The sequence below is a fragment of the Clostridium sp. AM49-4BH genome, assembly GCF_003478335.1.
Lineage (GTDB): Bacteria > Bacillota > Clostridia > Lachnospirales > Lachnospiraceae > Butyribacter.
Map to the genome: position 1 here is coordinate 21,862 of NZ_QUFB01000029.1, position 16,745 is coordinate 38,606.

Annotated in this window: 15 protein-coding genes and 1 pseudogene; all 16 read left to right on the plus strand. The window is 40.5% G+C overall.

Annotated elements, in window-relative coordinates; genetic code table 11:
• The first annotated feature begins 24 nt into the window (after positions 1 to 24).
• On the plus strand, positions 25 to 1,335 hold the full coding sequence (gene rlmD, locus DW981_RS09265) for a 23S rRNA (uracil(1939)-C(5))-methyltransferase RlmD (RefSeq protein ID WP_347474552.1): 1,311 nt from the start codon (positions 25 to 27) through the stop codon (positions 1,333 to 1,335).
• Complete coding sequence (locus DW981_RS16185; protein WP_347474553.1) at positions 1,269 to 1,454, plus strand: hypothetical protein; 186 nt, start codon at positions 1,269 to 1,271, stop codon at positions 1,452 to 1,454. The genes rlmD and DW981_RS16185 overlap by 67 nt, the downstream gene beginning before the upstream one ends.
• Before the next feature lie 77 nt (positions 1,455 to 1,531).
• Positions 1,532 to 1,732 (plus strand): annotated as a pseudogene (locus DW981_RS09270) (transcriptional regulator); the annotation flags it as partial.
• 343 nt (positions 1,733 to 2,075) lie between these two features.
• On the plus strand, positions 2,076 to 2,330 hold the full coding sequence (locus DW981_RS09275; RefSeq protein WP_022024177.1) for a helix-turn-helix domain-containing protein: 255 nt from the start codon (positions 2,076 to 2,078) through the stop codon (positions 2,328 to 2,330).
• Positions 2,331 to 2,354: 24 nt separating this feature from the next.
• Complete coding sequence (locus DW981_RS09280) at positions 2,355 to 3,896, plus strand: DUF5605 domain-containing protein (RefSeq protein WP_118507519.1); 1,542 nt, start codon at positions 2,355 to 2,357, stop codon at positions 3,894 to 3,896.
• A gap of 210 nt (positions 3,897 to 4,106) precedes the next feature.
• Entirely contained in the window at positions 4,107 to 4,346 is a 240-nt protein-coding gene (locus tag DW981_RS09285; protein ID WP_022024179.1) for a DUF3791 domain-containing protein, read from the plus strand.
• Between the two features lie 116 nt (positions 4,347 to 4,462).
• Entirely contained in the window at positions 4,463 to 4,672 is a 210-nt protein-coding gene (locus tag DW981_RS09295) for a DUF3791 domain-containing protein (protein ID WP_022024181.1), read from the plus strand.
• 511 nt (positions 4,673 to 5,183) lie between these two features.
• The gene (locus DW981_RS09300) at positions 5,184 to 6,143 is read left to right on the plus strand and encodes an L-lactate dehydrogenase (protein WP_022026043.1); all 960 of its coding nucleotides are present in this window, start codon (positions 5,184 to 5,186) and stop codon (positions 6,141 to 6,143) included.
• Between the two features lie 110 nt (positions 6,144 to 6,253).
• Positions 6,254 to 7,654 (plus strand): uracil-xanthine permease family protein, encoded by a 1,401-nt coding sequence (locus DW981_RS09305; protein WP_182434212.1) that lies wholly within the window; start codon positions 6,254 to 6,256, stop codon positions 7,652 to 7,654.
• A gap of 148 nt (positions 7,655 to 7,802) precedes the next feature.
• Positions 7,803 to 8,432 carry a uracil phosphoribosyltransferase gene (gene upp, locus DW981_RS09310; RefSeq protein WP_022026045.1) on the plus strand — a complete coding sequence of 210 codons (630 nt, stop codon included), beginning with the start codon at positions 7,803 to 7,805 and terminating at the stop codon, positions 8,430 to 8,432.
• Positions 8,433 to 8,674: 242 nt separating this feature from the next.
• Positions 8,675 to 10,270 carry a Firmicu-CTERM sorting domain-containing protein gene (locus DW981_RS09315; RefSeq protein ID WP_022026046.1) on the plus strand — a complete coding sequence of 532 codons (1,596 nt, stop codon included), beginning with the start codon at positions 8,675 to 8,677 and terminating at the stop codon, positions 10,268 to 10,270.
• A gap of 82 nt (positions 10,271 to 10,352) precedes the next feature.
• Complete coding sequence (gene xrtG / locus DW981_RS09320; RefSeq protein ID WP_022026047.1) at positions 10,353 to 10,949, plus strand: exosortase family protein XrtG; 597 nt, start codon at positions 10,353 to 10,355, stop codon at positions 10,947 to 10,949.
• The gene (locus DW981_RS09325) at positions 10,933 to 12,324 is read left to right on the plus strand and encodes a TIGR03111 family XrtG-associated glycosyltransferase (RefSeq protein WP_118507520.1); all 1,392 of its coding nucleotides are present in this window, start codon (positions 10,933 to 10,935) and stop codon (positions 12,322 to 12,324) included. The genes xrtG and DW981_RS09325 overlap by 17 nt, the downstream gene beginning before the upstream one ends.
• A gap of 1 nt (position 12,325) precedes the next feature.
• Positions 12,326 to 13,426, plus strand: a complete 1,101-nt coding sequence (locus DW981_RS09330; protein ID WP_022026049.1) for a hypothetical protein — start codon at positions 12,326 to 12,328, stop codon at positions 13,424 to 13,426.
• A complete protein-coding gene (locus DW981_RS09335) occupies positions 13,419 to 13,883 on the plus strand; it encodes a 6-carboxytetrahydropterin synthase (protein WP_182434213.1) in 465 nt (154 codons plus the stop codon). The genes DW981_RS09330 and DW981_RS09335 overlap by 8 nt, the downstream gene beginning before the upstream one ends.
• A 15-nt stretch (positions 13,884 to 13,898) precedes the next feature.
• The gene (locus DW981_RS09340) at positions 13,899 to 16,337 is read left to right on the plus strand and encodes a 6-pyruvoyl-tetrahydropterin synthase-related protein (protein WP_118507522.1); all 2,439 of its coding nucleotides are present in this window, start codon (positions 13,899 to 13,901) and stop codon (positions 16,335 to 16,337) included.
• The last annotated feature ends 408 nt before the right edge of the window (positions 16,338 to 16,745 follow it).

Consider the following 16,745-nt stretch of genomic DNA (forward strand, 5'->3'; position numbering starts at 1 on the left):
GCTGAGGAAGGAATAGATAGTAGCATGGGCAAAAAAACAAAAAAAGAATTTTCAGAGGCGGTTTGTCACAAAAATGACGAGCTGACCCTGGAAATAATTGATATGGGAACAGAAGGTGAAGGAATTGGGCGTGCAAATGGGTACGCCCTTTTTGTCAAGGACGCATTGGTTGGAGATATTGTCCGAGTACGGGTAATGAAAACGAGAAAGCATTTTGGATATGCGCGTTTGTTAGAAATTATACAGCCGTCACCGTTCCGCGTGGAACCGAAATGTCCGGTGGCAAGACCGTGCGGTGGATGCCAGTTGCAGCACTGCAGCTATGAAAAGCAGTTGCAGTGGAAGCAGGAAAAAGTGGCGAATTGTCTCCGGCGCATCGGCGGGATTGATATAGACAAAAATGAGGTTGTTATGGAACCGATCATGGGAATGGATGTCCCATACTATTATCGCAACAAATCGCAATACCCGGTTGGTTATGATAAAGAGGGAAATTTGGTCGCAGGTTTTTATGCCGGTCGTACGCATCAGATCATTTCCTGCCGCAATTGTGCGATTGCTGATCCGGCAAGCCAACTGATCATAGACACCGTGCTTGATTTTATGAAGCAATATGGCATTCGTGCTTATGATGAAACGACCGGGAAAGGAATTGTGCGGCATATATTGATCCGTTCCGGCAAAAGCACCGGGCAGATCATGGTTTGTCTGGTTATTAATGGAACCAGACTTCCGCATAAGGAAGAATTGATCGAAGTACTGCGAGAAGCGAATCCACAGATTGTCAGCATTTGCATAAATATCAACGATAAAAATACAAATGTTATTCTCGGCCGGGAAACGAAAGCGATTTATGGACAGGATTATATAGAAGATTGTATCGGCAGCTTACGCTATCGTATTTCTGCGCAGTCGTTTTATCAGGTAAATCCTATTCAGACGAAAAAACTTTATGATAAGGCATTAGAGTATGCTGATCTGCATGAGGATGAAACGGTTTGGGATCTGTACTGCGGTATTGGAACGATCTCCTTGTTCTTGTCCCAAAAAGCGGACAAGGTATATGGTGTTGAAATTGTAGAACAGGCTGTAAAAAATGCACGTGAAAATGCAGCATTGAATGAGATATCCAACGTAGAGTTTTTGCCGGGGCAGCAGAAGAGGTCGTACCGGCAAAATATCGTGAGAGCGGAGGGACATTGCGCAGTGACGTGGTCGTGCTCGATCCACCGCGAAAGGGATGTGACGAAAAATTATTACAAACGGTCATTCAGATGGAGCCCAAACGCATTGTGTATGTCAGTTGCGATCCGGCAACGCTGGCAAGAGACTTGAAGTATTTTGGAGAGAATGGGTATGTCCTGAAACGAATCTGCCCGTGTGATATGTTCGGTCACAGCTATCATGTGGAGACAGTGTGTTTATTGTCCAAACGAAGCATCATGTCAATGTGAGACTGGATATGGATAGTTGTCGTATTCTGTACGGAATTGCATTTACGATAAAAATGAGTAAAAAGGAAGACCATTAGATTGACGGATATTTCGATTATGTGGTGCCACCATTAGAGGGATTCTGGTGTCAGGATGGAGTATCCGGAATTGATTATGCTCGTAAGGAAGATTTTAAGTGGATCTCTGTTATTCGATTGCCGAATTTTGTTACCAGGGAAGATTTCGACTGGGCTGTCAGGAAGGCTACGGCAAAGAAAAAGCAGGATTTTTCTAAGCTCAGTGATCGTTCTGTAGAAACTTGCGAAGCCTACAGGCGGGGGAGAGCCTGCGGGTCTCTCCCGTTTCATTTGATAAGTTTTTGATGTAAAATTAACCACAGGGAATCCTCCTCTTTTTTGTTTAGTATGATTTTTTGTGGTGATTAAATTTTACATCAAAAAGAAATAGGATTCCTTATATTTTTGGCATTTTAAAAAGTTTTTTATAATAAGCAATGATGATTATAGGTTCTGTGGATAAAACTGCGGAAACTCAAGGAAATAAAATGTTGTTTTTCTGAAAAAAAATTGCTATTATGTATATAAAAATTTATAAAAAAATCTAGAGGGAATGGTTTTGGTTATGAAAGTGAGTATAAAAGATATTAGCAGACGTACTGGATTTTCGCCAGCTACCATTTCTAATGCCTTGAACCATAAAAAGGGAGTCAGTGAAGAGACTTCAGCGGAGGTATTTCGAGTAGCAAAGGAAATGGGGTACATCAGTGAATCTAAAATAATGAGGGTGAAACTGGTTATTTTTAAGAGAAATGGATTAATCATTGACGATACTCCTTTCATGATACAGATGGAATTAAAGCGGTTAAGGGCTGATTAAAAAGTTTTGGAGGTATAACAAATAATGGATGGATTGAAATATGCCGCACAGGTGGAAAAATGGGATCTATTTGAGATAGAAATACAGGGAAAAGCAGAAGGTAATCCTTTTACAGATTATGAAATTCAGGGCGTTTTTACAGGAAAGAATGAGACTGTTACGGTTGACGGTTTTTATGACGGTGATGGCATTTATAGAGTGCGGTTTATGCCATCTTTTGAAGGAGAATATAGATTTAAAGTGACTGGAAGCTTTTCAAAAGAAGAGTATGAGGGCGGTTTTACAGTAACAGCTCCTTCAAAAGGCAACCATGGACCAGTGCGGGTGGCAAATACCTATCATTTTGCCTATGAAGATGGTACTCCTTATTATTCTATTGGAACCACCTGTTATGTGTGGAACCTTCAGTCTGATGAATTGATTGAGCAGACTTTTGAGACACTGAAGAATAGCGCATTTAACAAAATACGCTTCTGCGTATTCCCGAAACACTATGATTACAATTTGGGTGAACCGCGCTCTTATCCATATGAAGGGACACCTATGGATTCCAGTGTATTAACAAAGGAAAATTTCTATGGATATACAGGAAAAACAGAGGGAAATCACTGGGATTTTACCAGATTTAATCCGAAACATTTCCAGCATATTGAAAAATGTATCTTGAGACTTCGAGATATGGGGATTGAAGCAGATTTGATTGTTATGCATCCTTATGATCGCTGGGGATTTGCTCAGATGACGAAAGAACAGGATGCTTTATATTGGAAATATGTGCTGGCCAGATTTTCTGCGTATCGCAATATGTGGTGGTCTCTGGCAAATGAATATGACTTATTTGACCACAAGGCAGTGGAGGATTGGGAAGGTTATGCAAAAATTATTTGTGAAAAAGACCCATATCATCATTTGCGTTCTATTCATAACTGTCTTGTATTTTATGACTACAATCGTCCATGGATTACTCATTGTAGTATTCAGAGACAGGATTTATACAAATCTTCAGAACTGGTAAACGAGTGGAGAGAAAAATATCAAAAACCGGTAGTATTAGATGAAATTGCCTATGAAGGAAATATACAGCATGGATGGGGAAATATCAGTGGTGAAGAACTTACCAGACGTTTTTGGGAAGCAGCTTGCAGAGGAGGATATCCGGGACATGGAGAAACCTATATGAATGATAAGGACATTCTTTGGTGGTCTCATGGGGGTACACTTCATGGAGAGAGTTATAAGAGATTTAAATTGCTTCATGACATTATGTGTGAAACTCCGGGAATCGGGTTGCGTCCTTATGAAAATAGCGGATGGGATGAAGTATGTGCAGTACCAGAAGAGACTACACAGAAAATGAAACAAGTGAAAGACTACTATCTGATTTATTTTAGCTTTATGAGGCCATCTTTTAGAGAATATTATTTTGATGATGAGACACAATTTCGGGTAAAAGTAATCGATACCTGGAACATGACTGTGGAAGACAGAGGAGTATTCAAGGGAAAATTTAAGGTAGAACTTCCGGGAAAACCATATATGGCTATTCAGATTAAGAAAATTCAGTAAGAATTGCGGTGAGACGGTGAAGGTAAATATCAGAAAAATTTCTGAGAAAACAGGTTTCTCACCTGCAATACTTTCTCTTATGACCCGATAGAGGGGTATGTGTCGGAGGGAAGGCTCAAAGCGGAAGAATGAGGTCTAGAATACGGACATATCTGAATAATTTGTTATAACGATAGATGAATCGACTATGAACAGGAGGTCATGCAAGTTATGGAAATGGATAAGACTATGCATGGAAGCAGAGAATTAGAATTTGCAATTTTCTGTATTGAAAATGTTGCATCAAAGTTAAATGTGGATGCTACCAAGGTCTATGCCGCCTTGACAGAACAGACAGATATTTTGAATGAATATATCATTCCGGAATATGAGGTTCTGCACACGCAAAGCAAGGAGTATATCGTGAATGATATTATTGATATTATGAAAGAAAGAGGCGTGAAATTATGATCTTATATCATAGCTCATTTGTAGTGGTTGCTCAGCCGGATTTGTTGCACTCCAGACCGAATGTTGATTTTGGAAAAGGCACTGTCTTATTTGTTGTTTGAAGGGAGTGAAAAGCTATGAATGCCAATCCAATTCTCTTACAGAAGAAGTATGCACGCGTGGTAGAACTTTTTGCAAAAGAGAATAATATCTCGCTGGAGAAAGCTTTAGATATTTTTTATCATTCCGAATTGTATAAGCTCATGAGCGAGGGTGTATCCGATATGCATTGTATGAGTGACGAATATCTTGTCCAGGAGCTGGAAGAAGAAATAAATATAAAATAGCTTACTTTTCGAGTGAGCAGAATAGATGTCAAGTGACTTGAAAGCTGTCGGCATGCTGATATCGCCGAAGCGGAAGAGTATATATTATAAATATGATTCGTGTAAAAATCAATGAAAAAAGAGAAAAAAACAACACTAAATCACATGAATATCTCTCAAAAAATAACACTAATCGATAATAAATGTGTAAAAAGATATAATGAATGGCTTCAACAATTTGACACATATATTATAATAAGGTCGTACATAATATAGATACCTCAAACTTCGCACATCCGAAATCACCATGTCGTCACATATTGCTTATTATGTCTGCAATAAATGCGATATTTTGCAGACGACAAGTTAACTTGCTCTGTCGGCAGCGAGCTAAGATAATTGCCGCAGAACGCAGAGTTTTTGCGTGATTTCTTATTTTGTTAAGTCTCTGATGAATACATGTCCGATGGCGGCTCCGGATGTGCGAAGCTTGAGTAGGTAACAATTGACAGAAGTGAAATGGAGGTAGTCTATGAGCAAACAGGTAGACACAAGAAAAGCGGCGATGATAGGATGTGGATTTGTTGGTTCAGCATCGGCATTTGCATTAATGCAGAGCGGATTATTTTCGGAATTAGTATTGATTGATGCAAATCACGATAAGGCAGAGGGCGAAGCGATGGACATTGCGCATGGTCTGCCATTTGCGGGACAGATGAAAATATACGCTGGCGATTATGATGATATTGTGGATGCAGCAGTGATCATAGTGACAGCCGGTGCAGCCCAGAAACCAGGAGAGACAAGACTTGATCTAGTCAATAAAAATGTTAATATTTTCAAAAGCATTATCCCTGAGATTGCGAAGAGAAACTATAAAGGAATCCTTCTGATCGTGGCAAATCCGGTTGATATTTTAACATATACTGCAGTTAAGCTGAGCGGTCTTCCGGAAAATCGTGTCATAGGATCCGGAACAGTACTTGATACTGCAAGATTAAAATATGCGTTAGGAGAACATTTGGAAGTTGATTCCCGAAGCGTTCATTCCTTTATTATTGGAGAGCATGGGGACAGCGAGATCGTTGCTTGGAGCAGTACTAACGTATCGGGAATCCCGGTCAATGATTTTTGCGAATTACGTGGACATTTTAACCATGAAGAAGCAATGCACAGAATCGCAGACGATGTTAAGAACAGTGCGTATGATATTATCGAAAAGAAGGGTGCGACGTATTATGGTATCGCAATGTCGGTTAAACGTATCTGTGAGTGCATTATGCGTGACGAAAAGTCGATCCTGCCAATTTCCTCTATGATGCATGGAGAGTATGGGATCAGTGATATTTGCCTGAGTATGCCTACGGTTGTTGGTAGAGAAGGAGTGGAAACTCGTGTGCCGATCCAGCTTAATGAACAGGAGGAAAGTGCATTAAGTGCTTCTGCGGAGCAATTGTCGAAAGTGGCAGCACAGTTGGATCTTTCTTTATAAATAACAGTACAATATTGCTACAATCTTCATTCCGTGCTATGATATTTGGTAGATTTGGGCTGCAAAATTTTACGGTCTTAGTTGAAAATATTATTATATTGGAGGAAAAAATGAAAGAGACAAAAGAAGGTATTTATGATGCGCGTCAGCTTGGCAAAGCAAAAATGCTGATCCTTGGAATACAGCATATGTTTGCCATGTTTGGTGCGACTATTTTGGTGCCGATATTGGTAGGCGGCTACTTTAAGGAGGCATGCGGCGAACCGCTCACACAGGGGCTTACGGTTGCGGTTACGTTGTTTTGTGCAGGTGTTGGTACACTGATATTTCATGTGTGTTCCAAATTTAAGGTTCCGGCGTTTTTGGGATCTTCCTTTGCATTTTTAGGTGGATTTTATACCGTGGCCAATTTGAAACACGGGATGTACGCAACAATGAGTGCTAATGATAAAGTAGCATATGCATGTGGCGGTATTGTAGTGGCAGGTCTGCTGTATCTGGTCGTTGCGTTGATCTTTAAGCTGGTCGGTGTAAACCGGGTTATGCGTTTTCTGCCGCCGGTAGTAACAGGACCGATCATCATCTGCATTGGTTTATCTCTTGCGCCATCGGCGATCCAAAATGCATCGACCAATTGGCTGATCGCCTTTGTAGCATTGGCGGTGATCATCATCTTTAATATTTGGGGAAAGGGAATGTTTAAGATCATTCCGATCCTTATGGGTGTTGTAATTGCATATGCTTTTGCGCTGATTTTGACAGCCTGTGGTATTACGAATCCAAATGGTAAGGCGATTCTTGACTTCACTTCTATTTCCGGAGCTAAGTGGGTCGGTCTTCCACCGTTCCAGATGTGCAAATTTGATATTACATCCATCCTTGTTATGGCACCAATTGCTATTGCAACAATGATGGAACATGTTGGTGATATGTCAGCAATTTCTGCAACAGTTGGTAAAAACTATATCGAAGATCCGGGGTTGCATCGAACTCTGTTAGGCGATGGTCTTGCAACCGCTTTCGCAGGATTTATCGGAGGACCGGCGAACACAACATACGGCGAAAATACCGGTGTATTGGAACTGTCTCGAGTGTATGATCCGAGAGTAATTCGTATTGCAGCGGTATTCGCAGCGTTACTATCCTTTGTACCAAAGTTCTCAGCAGTGATCTCAACAATGCCGGCATCCATTATCGGTGGAGTATCATTTATGCTATATGGTATGATTTCTGCAATCGGTGTTCGTAATGTGGTTGAGAACAGAGTGGATCTTACAAAGTCCAGAAATCTGATCATTGCCGGTGTCATTTTTGTATGTGGATTAGGTTTTTCGAATGGTCTGACATTCAAAATTGGTGGTGCGACGATCACCTTGACTGCTTTGGCAGTAGCTGCAGTCGCCGGAATCCTGTTGAATGCTATTTTGCCGGGCAATGATTATACGTTTGGCAAGAATCCGGATGGAGATCAGAGCCGTGGGGTTTATGTTATGAATCACGACGACAAATAGAATCAGAGCTGTGGGGGTTATATTATGGACCACGACGACAAATAGAATCAGAGCCGTGGGGGTTATGTTATGAACCACGATGACAAATAGAAAATGATAGTTTAAGAAATATAAGGTTGCTAATTTTAACTGATTTTGGAGGTATATTATGGATAATGTAGTAGTATTTGAGCACCCGTTGATTCAGCACAAAATATCCTTGCTGCGCGATAAAAACACAGGAACCAATGAGTTTCGTCAGTTGGTTGACGAGATCGCAATGTTGGAAGGATTTGAAGCGCTGTCAGATCTTCCGGTGGAAGATGTTGAGATCGAGACTCCGATCGAGAAGTGTATGACACCAATGATCGCAGGGCGTAAACTTGCCGTTGTTCCGATCCTTCGTGCCGGTCTTGGCATGGTATCCGGCATTCTGGCATTGGTGCCATCTGCGAAAGTAGGTCATATTGGAATGTATCGTGATGAGGAAACACATGAGCCACAGGAATATTATTGCAAACTGCCGGATCCGATCGAGGAGCGTACTATTGTGGTCTGTGACCCGATGCTGGCAACAGGTGGTTCTGCAGTGGATGCGATCAATCAGATCAAGAAACATGGTGGCAAGAATATCAAGTTTATGTGCATTATTGCTGCCCCGGAGGGACTGGAGCGATTACACAAAGAGCATCCGGATATTCAGATCTATGTAGGTCATGTAGACAGACAGCTCAATGAAAATGCATATATTTGTCCGGGTCTTGGCGATGCCGGAGATCGTATCTTTGGAACAAAATAATACGCAAACGTTTTTGAAATGTCAACTGCTTAAAAAGTGTATAAAACTACTTAAAAAAGTATATAAAATGCCTAAAAATAAGGGGTTGACGAATTTTGACAAATTGTTATAATGATACTACGAAAAAAGTCGATATATTAAGTAGTAGGGAATAGGGAGACAGGAAGATGATGATATTTTCCTGTCTTTTTCCCTGAAATATTAACTTTTAAGATAAAAATGATAGAGAGGATGTGGTAACGATGAAGAAGATTTTGGCAGTGATCAGTGCGATGGTATTGGCGGTAAGTACATTGACGTCATTTCAGATCGCATCAGCAGCAGAAGTTACCATCGATGGCAAGGCGTCAGAGTGGAAAGGTGTTGAAATGCAGACATCGACCAACACTAATATTGAAAAATGGGCAGTAATGCAGGATGATAAGTATGTATATTTTTATGTACAGCAGAACGGAGGCAACGAATGGGGGCTTCCGATCACAAATACTTACGTAGACATTTCCTATGCAAGCGGTCAAGGAGGGCGTAATACCCAGATTCGCTTTGTTAATATGTTGAAGGAATTTAAGGATGCCTGGTATGGTGATATTGACGGAGCGATAGGAGCTTATGAGCCAAGCAAGGAAGCGAATAAATATGAGATTGAATTTGCAATTCCGCAGACATTTTTCGTAGATGATGATTATACGATCAAATATTGCGGGGCAACGGTAAAGAGCAGTGATATTAAGGATCTTAAGGAAGTCGCAACGCCGGAGCCGACGGAAGCAGTGTATCAGGGTGTTACGATCGATGGAACGTTTACTGACTGGGATGCGGTTGCGCGTACAGATGTAAATGATGCTTCTTTGGAAGAGGTAGCGACCGTATTTGATGGAGATTATTTCTATATCTACATCAAGGAGAAAAGCGTTGGCTCAGCCACATCAGCCGGTGATAAGAGTAATGGTAAATATACGATCTATACAGATTTAGGTCGTAATACAACATTTAAATTGAATAAAAATTCTATTGATGGTATTGAAGGTGCCAAGGTTTCTTACTCGAACAAACAGTACGAGATTGCGATCCCGGCATCAGCCATCAAACAGTATAAGGATACAATCTCGTTTGGCTATTATATGTCAGAGGATATGTTTATCAAAGATATCGCTAACCTCAAAGAGAATGACAGTAAGGATAAGTCTTTTCATGGCATTAAATATGACGGGAATTATACAGACTGGGATTATTATCCGCATCAGTTAGTACAGTATTCTACGAGTGGCGGTGTTGGCGAGGATGCAGAGGCAGCGTTGTATTTAGACGGTACAACATTGTATGGACATGTACTCTCTACTTTGCATAAAAATGAGCGCGAGTTCCAGCCGTTTACGATCCGCGTTAATGAGAAAGAGAAGACTTCCATTAACTTCCGCTTGGTTGCAGTTGATAAAGATGGTAAGATCAATATGAATCCTAAGTTAGAGGGGCTGGATGCAGGAACCTATGAGTTCTATCTGTGGGATCGGGATTCCGGATCGACAGCATCTAGTATCAATGACAAGGATGCACCGATTTATGGACAGATGAAATTGACCGTACGCCAGACTGCAGATGGAGTTTCGATTTCTGACGAGATGGAATACAAAGTGAATCTGGAGAAGTTGGCTGAGCATTTTGATATGGATGCTTCTGATATGAAGATGATACAGGCACAGTATATTAATATCGGACAGGAGTGGGTTACGATCGCAGGTACTTCGACAGGTGCTGCAATGGGAATTTCGCTTTGCGTATTATCTGTAGGAGCAGTGATGCTCTATCGCAAGCGCAGATCCAAGGTGAAGACGGCATAAACAGAGAGGGTGTACCGGTTCAGCGATTTGGAATGATTTGTGACAGGCAGACGGTGGTGCAGATATAAGGCAAGGTGAAGGAATGACGATAATTGCAGGAATCATATTTCTGATCGTATGGTTGTATATATTATGGGCGCTGCGACGGAGTGATCTTCCGGCGTGGCGCTTTATATGGGGAAGTTGCGGACTGTTTGTTTTGATGATGATATTTGTCAGACCCTATTGCACACAACCGCTCGCACAAGTCGTTGCAGCGATTGCAGGAGCTTTTGGCAAGATCACGGGAATGTTCAGTGCTTACTTTAAGTATGGTGTAGTGTTTGTAGATTCTCGTGCAGGTGCGATTTCGTTGTTGATCGATTTCGAGTGTTCCGGCATTTTGGAAATTATGGCATATTTGTCATTACTCGCCTTTTTTCAAGCGTATAGTCGCTATGAACGTATTGCGGTAGGAGTTATTGGAACAGTTTATATTATTCTTGCCAATGCGATACGCATCACAGTGATCGGAGTTATCATTTATTACAAGGGAATGTCAGCTTATTATATGGCACATACTTTTGTTGGAAGAATCGTATTTTATGGCTTGTCGATCATGCTGTACTTTATTGTATTTACAAAAGCACAGATTGTTCGACAGAAAGTGGGCGGATTTACGTATGGAACTAATAAATAAATTTTGCAACTCATTTTTATTTTGGGCTGCATGGATCATAATACCGGTTATGATGGAGATTGTACCATCGGTTGGAAGTGTGCTTGTATTGCTTAAAAAGCATCTATTTAAGAAAAAAATATTAAAGCCGACAATTGATCCGGAGATTTCTTTAATAATTCCAATCTACAATTCTATGGACACATTGGAACAGTGTATTCAATCGATTGAAGACAGTGATTATCCGGATTCCAAGATCCGGATTTTCCTTGTTAATAATCAAGGGCAGGATAACAGCTTTCAAGTATTTTGCGAGTGCCAGCGGAAGTTTCCGGGGCTGCATATGCAGTGGCTCAATGCAAAACAAGGCAAATCGAAAGCATTGAATCTTGCCTTATTTAATAGTGAGGGAAAGTACATCATTCATATTGACAGCGATGGTTTATTGGAACGCTCCGCCTTGCGCAATATGGTGTACCGTTTTGAAAATGATCAGTCGATCGAGTGCATGACCGGGGTTATTTTGACAGAGCCGAAGCAGGTACAGGCATATCCGTTAGTCTTTCCACGAATTTTGCGTAAGATGGAATTTATGGAATATGCGCAGGCGTTTTTGGCAGGACGTAACTATTCAGCAGAGATCAATGCGGTGTATACGTTATCGGGTGCGTTTTCGGCGTTTCGCAAATCAGTTGTGCTGAAGTCACAGTTGTATAATACGGATACTATTTGTGAAGATACGCAGATTACGTTCCAGATGAAATATTTATTAAAGACGAAAGTTGGGATCTGTGAAGATGCGATCTTCTTTGTAGACCCGATCGAGGATCTTAATAAATTGTATACACAGAGACAGCGTTGGCAGCGCGGAAGTTTGGAAGTATCACATTTGTTTTTGAAAAACAAGTTAAAAATCAGAAATATGTTTACGAATGTAGGCGTTAGGACATTAGTGTATGACCACACCTTTGCGTTTCCTCGTTTGATCTGGTATTTAGCGCTGATCTGCTTGATGTGCTTGAATTATTCCTTTGCGCAGGTGGGATATTCCACGTTGTTTTTGTATTTATTATACGTGTTGATTGGTTTTTTTTACTATATATCGACGGTTGGCTTCTTAAAGAACTTTAAGGAGATTCGGAAATATTATGCAAAGCAGTGGTATGTATTGCCATTGCTGCCACTATTCAATCTGGCAGTGTTCTTTATTCGCTTTGCAGGCGTGGTAAATAGTATTAATACCAATAGCGCGTGGAAAACAAAGAATTTTACGCAGGAGAAGGATAGTCTGAGCAAAACAATAACCGATGATTTTGCGGTTGTAATGCGTTTTATCCGCAAGATCAGGCAATTGTCAATAAACCAGAGGAACACGTATAGAAAGGCGAGGGGCTGAAGTGAAAAGTAATAAACTGAAAGAGCTATTGATCAACAGCAAGACGATTTCATTCACGATTATTATTATTGTAGGTGTGCTGGCATGGGTGGGCAATCAGCAGATGAAGTCTTATGAGGACAGCATTTTGTCAATCTATGCAGAGCAGCAGGATGCGTATGTTCAGCTTGTTCTTGACCAGATCAATGTGTTGGACGACCGCAGCGATGAAGAGATTGTGACGAAGATATTAGGCTCGTTGGATGCATCCAGTCGTAAATATTGGACATTGACGAAGAACAAAGCCCTTTTGTTTGTAAAAGATGTCACAGAGACCAACCGATATAAGGGACTTACATCTAATACATTTTTTTCCGGAGACAGTGCAAACGATTTTTTACAAAATTTGGCAGTGAATAAAGTCTCACATAAGATCATTCAGATGGGGGATGACCGTTATGTGGCATCCGGTGTGATCTTTGGCTATAACGGAGCACGTTATACAATATGCTTATTGACGAATGACACGGTTATTTTGGACAATAATTCCTTTATGGCCTCCAAGATCGGGTTGTCGGTATTCGTTAATGGAATTTTGATCGTATTGCTGCTTTCTACAATGGTATTTAGTATTTTGTCAGATATTCGCAAAAATAAGCTCGCTAAGATGAAAGCACATACAGAGGAGCTTAACCGTATTGTTGAACGGCAAACCGAAACGATCAAGGCGATGGATCATTATCATACCCGGTGGAATGTGTACCATATCCGGCTGATGGATGTGTTTGTCCAAAAATTAGGACAGAGAAAAGTGACGCCAATTACACTTGTACGGCTTTCATTTGCTTCGGAAGCTGCGAAAAAACAGTTTTTAGAACGGGCACAGGTGCTGTTGGATGAAAAGATCATTCGTTTTGATGCAGAAGATTTAGGCGTTGTATTGATCTTTATCCAATATCGTATGGAGGAAGCGGTACAAGCACTGCGCAGACTTCCGGGAAGTGAGGAGATGTTTAACGTCGAGGAGACGATGGCGAAAGAAGATGAGGAACTATCGCTGCAGGCCGTGTATGTTCAGTTTCAGAAGGCATTGCGCGAACGAAAGGAGAAGAAACATGCATAGTGGAGCGATCAATCGAGAATATAAATTTAAGTTTTACCTGAATGCCAATCATTATATTATTATTGATGGTAAAGAGGGAGAACAGCATCCGCATACGTGGGAATTTATGGTTCACATTCGAATGAATGGTCAGAAGTTTGTGCAGTTTGATGCATATGAAAAAGCCATTGATGAGTATTTCAATCAATATCAGAATCATTTGATCAATGAGATTGAGCCGTTTGACCATATTATTCCAACATTGGAAAATATGTCCGATTATTTTGTGCGTGCGATCAAAAAGATCGTACAAAATCTGGATGGAGAACTTGTCCGAATGGAGAGTAGTGAGACACCGACGAGAAGTTATGTGATCAATTTTGAGCACAATGAGGATTATTTGGAAAGTGTGCGCAGGAATTCCGATCGTCAGATGAGTGAGATTATTGATGAGGTGTTGGATCGAGTGATTGAGTAGCGAGGAGAGAGTGCAGTGAAGAAAAATGCAGGCATTGTATTGGCTATGATATTATATGCATTTCTGGCAGTAGGGATTGTGTTTGTAATATATATAGGTGGGACGTATCCGGTGGGAGCAGATGCGATGAGCCATGTATATAAGGGAAATGTATTATATCATAATATCAGCCAGGGAAATTGGTATCCGCTTTATGATAATTTGTGGTACAACGGAGTTCAGATGTTGCGTTACTGGGCACCACTTCCGGTGTATTTTTCGGCGTTTTGTCAATTCCTAGCAGGTGGAAGTGATATTAACGGATATTTGATATATATATCCTTAGTGTTTTATGGTGGGGCATTGGTCTGGCTGTATATAGGGATTCGCCAACAACGAATTATGCTAGGCACTTTTGTGGGTGTTTTATGGTTTTTCCTGCCCAATAATCTTTATACGTTGTTTGTAGTAGGACATTTAGGTCGTGCTTTGCTAATGGTTTTTCTGCCATTAATATTGTATTTCATAGAAATCAGTTTAGTAAAGGGAAGATGGAAGACGGTATGTAAAATAGTTCCGATTTATGCGTGCATGTTGTTGTGTGATTTGGAATATGCGGCTGTGTTTGCGCTGATCATGTTGAGCTATCTTTTGATCTATCGTATCATTAACCATCAAAAAGGTCGTTGTATTCCAATTATGTGTGCAATGCTCTTGGGCTTTGCGTTGATAGGAATATGGCTTGTGCCATCGCTGCGTGGTGGGAAATTAGCGGACGATGCGTTGCGTATGATGAAAGGATATTTTCAAGACGCAGTTATTTCTCTGGATCCGGTAAGAAGACTTACGCGAGGCAATGTTGATTATTATTTTGGCCTGTCTGTGTTTTTGCTGGCTGTTTTCGGCGCAGTTTGTGGCAAGAAAAGGTCATTGCACGGTTTCTGGGCAGGATTGATCATTTTTGCATGCACGACAACGTCTATGTGTGCTATTTTTGCAAAAATACCGGGAGGACGTTATATATGGATGCTGCAGTTTATTTCGATTGCCCTGTGTTTTATATTATATAGTTTTGTGACCTGGGATACGTTGAAACGTGGATTTGTTGTTATTTGCTGCATTATATTAGTTGTCGACATTGTTCCGTCTTATACGTTGATCTATCACGGAAAAGGAACACTAACGGCAAGCGAAAATATGGAGCAGAGTGCACAGGGAACATTGATTGCAAAGGCTCGTAAAATCACCAAGCAGCGCGCAGCATTGATTGACGGGAGTACGCTTGGAGCGATGGCACCATATTTGTTGACAGACTATAATGGAGCGAAAGTTCCGGAATCATTTGGAACCGGATGGCGGGCAGCAACAACATCGAACAATATTGCTCGTTTGAATGATGCTGTTGAGGAAGGATTTTATTTGTTTTTATTTGATCGATGCCTCGAATTAGGTGATGATACTGTGTTGATCAAGAAAAGTGAGCTTCGAGATCCGGATAAAGATCTGATTGAAGTGACCGAATGTGCCCAAAAATTAGGATACAGACTGGCAGCATCGAATGATAGTTATCTGCTTTACCATATAAAAACTTATGAGAAGTTTGGTACGACTTGTCAATATGAGGGGTTAGCTATCGGTTCGTCTTCCGATTTCTTAGCATATGGTTATCCGAATATAGAACCGGGGGACTCGAATAATGTAAATGATTATTCGTATGATAAATTATCAAAATATAAAGTGATTTACTTGTCAGGTTTTACGTATGATGATAAAGATAAGGCTGAAAAGATGCTTTTGAAGCTAAGTGAGGCGGGGGTTAGGATTATTGTAAATGGAGATGGAATACCTGATAATCCACAAACTAAAATCAAAGAATTTATGGGTGTGGAATGTCAGGATATTTATTTTCAGAATGGATACCCTGTGCTTTATACAAAGGAGGGGGAAATGGATACGTCATTATTTGACGTAGATAAAAGAAATTGGAAAACAGTTTATCTGAATGGTCTGGATAATACAATGGGATATTTATATGATACGGGAGTAAAAATTGATTTTGCGGGAAACGTCGAGAATGATAATATTGTATTCTTGGGAATTAACTTAACGTATCATTATTTCCTGACTAGAGATGAGTCAGTTGGGAAGTTTTTAGGCAGCTTAATGGATGATTCCTTGGCTGAACTTCCGGATCGGGCATTGGTTCCATTAGATATTGCACAAGCCGGAGATCAGATTATCATTATTAGTCCGCAGGATCAGGTTAATACGACAATTGCGTATCAAGATATTTTTGATAGCAGCGAAAAGATTCACTCGGTTCATAATTTGTTGGAAGTAAACAGTGGAGAAACAAAGATTACGTTGAAGTATCCATATTTTTGGCCGGGGATGATAGTTTCAATATTTGGTGTGATCGGTTGGATTTTGTTTGGTGTATGGATGCGGAAACGCCAAATCTTAAACAAATCTTAATGAAAAACCACCTTGAATCTTAATGAAAAAATCGGTATCCTTAATCTTGTAAGTGGCATGTAGATTTCTGAGATGGATTTGAGGGGAATATCTGGAAATGCTATCGAGCTTACGTTGTTGTAGTAGAGATTCTAATAAAAAATCTTACATGTTTCAAAAGAGCAGGTGTCCATATCTTCGGACATCTGCTCTTTCTCCGTTCTGCAGTTTCTTTTATTTAACTTAAACTTCGCACATCAAAAAATACCATGTTGTCACATATTGCTTATTATGTCGATAGTTTAATTATATTTTGCAGCCACCATATTGTGGGTTCTGCCATGAAGAAACTATAGCAATTGCCTTGCCGCAATTAGTTTTCACAGTGATTTCTAGATTTTGTTGTCTCTGATGTATGATTTACATGCC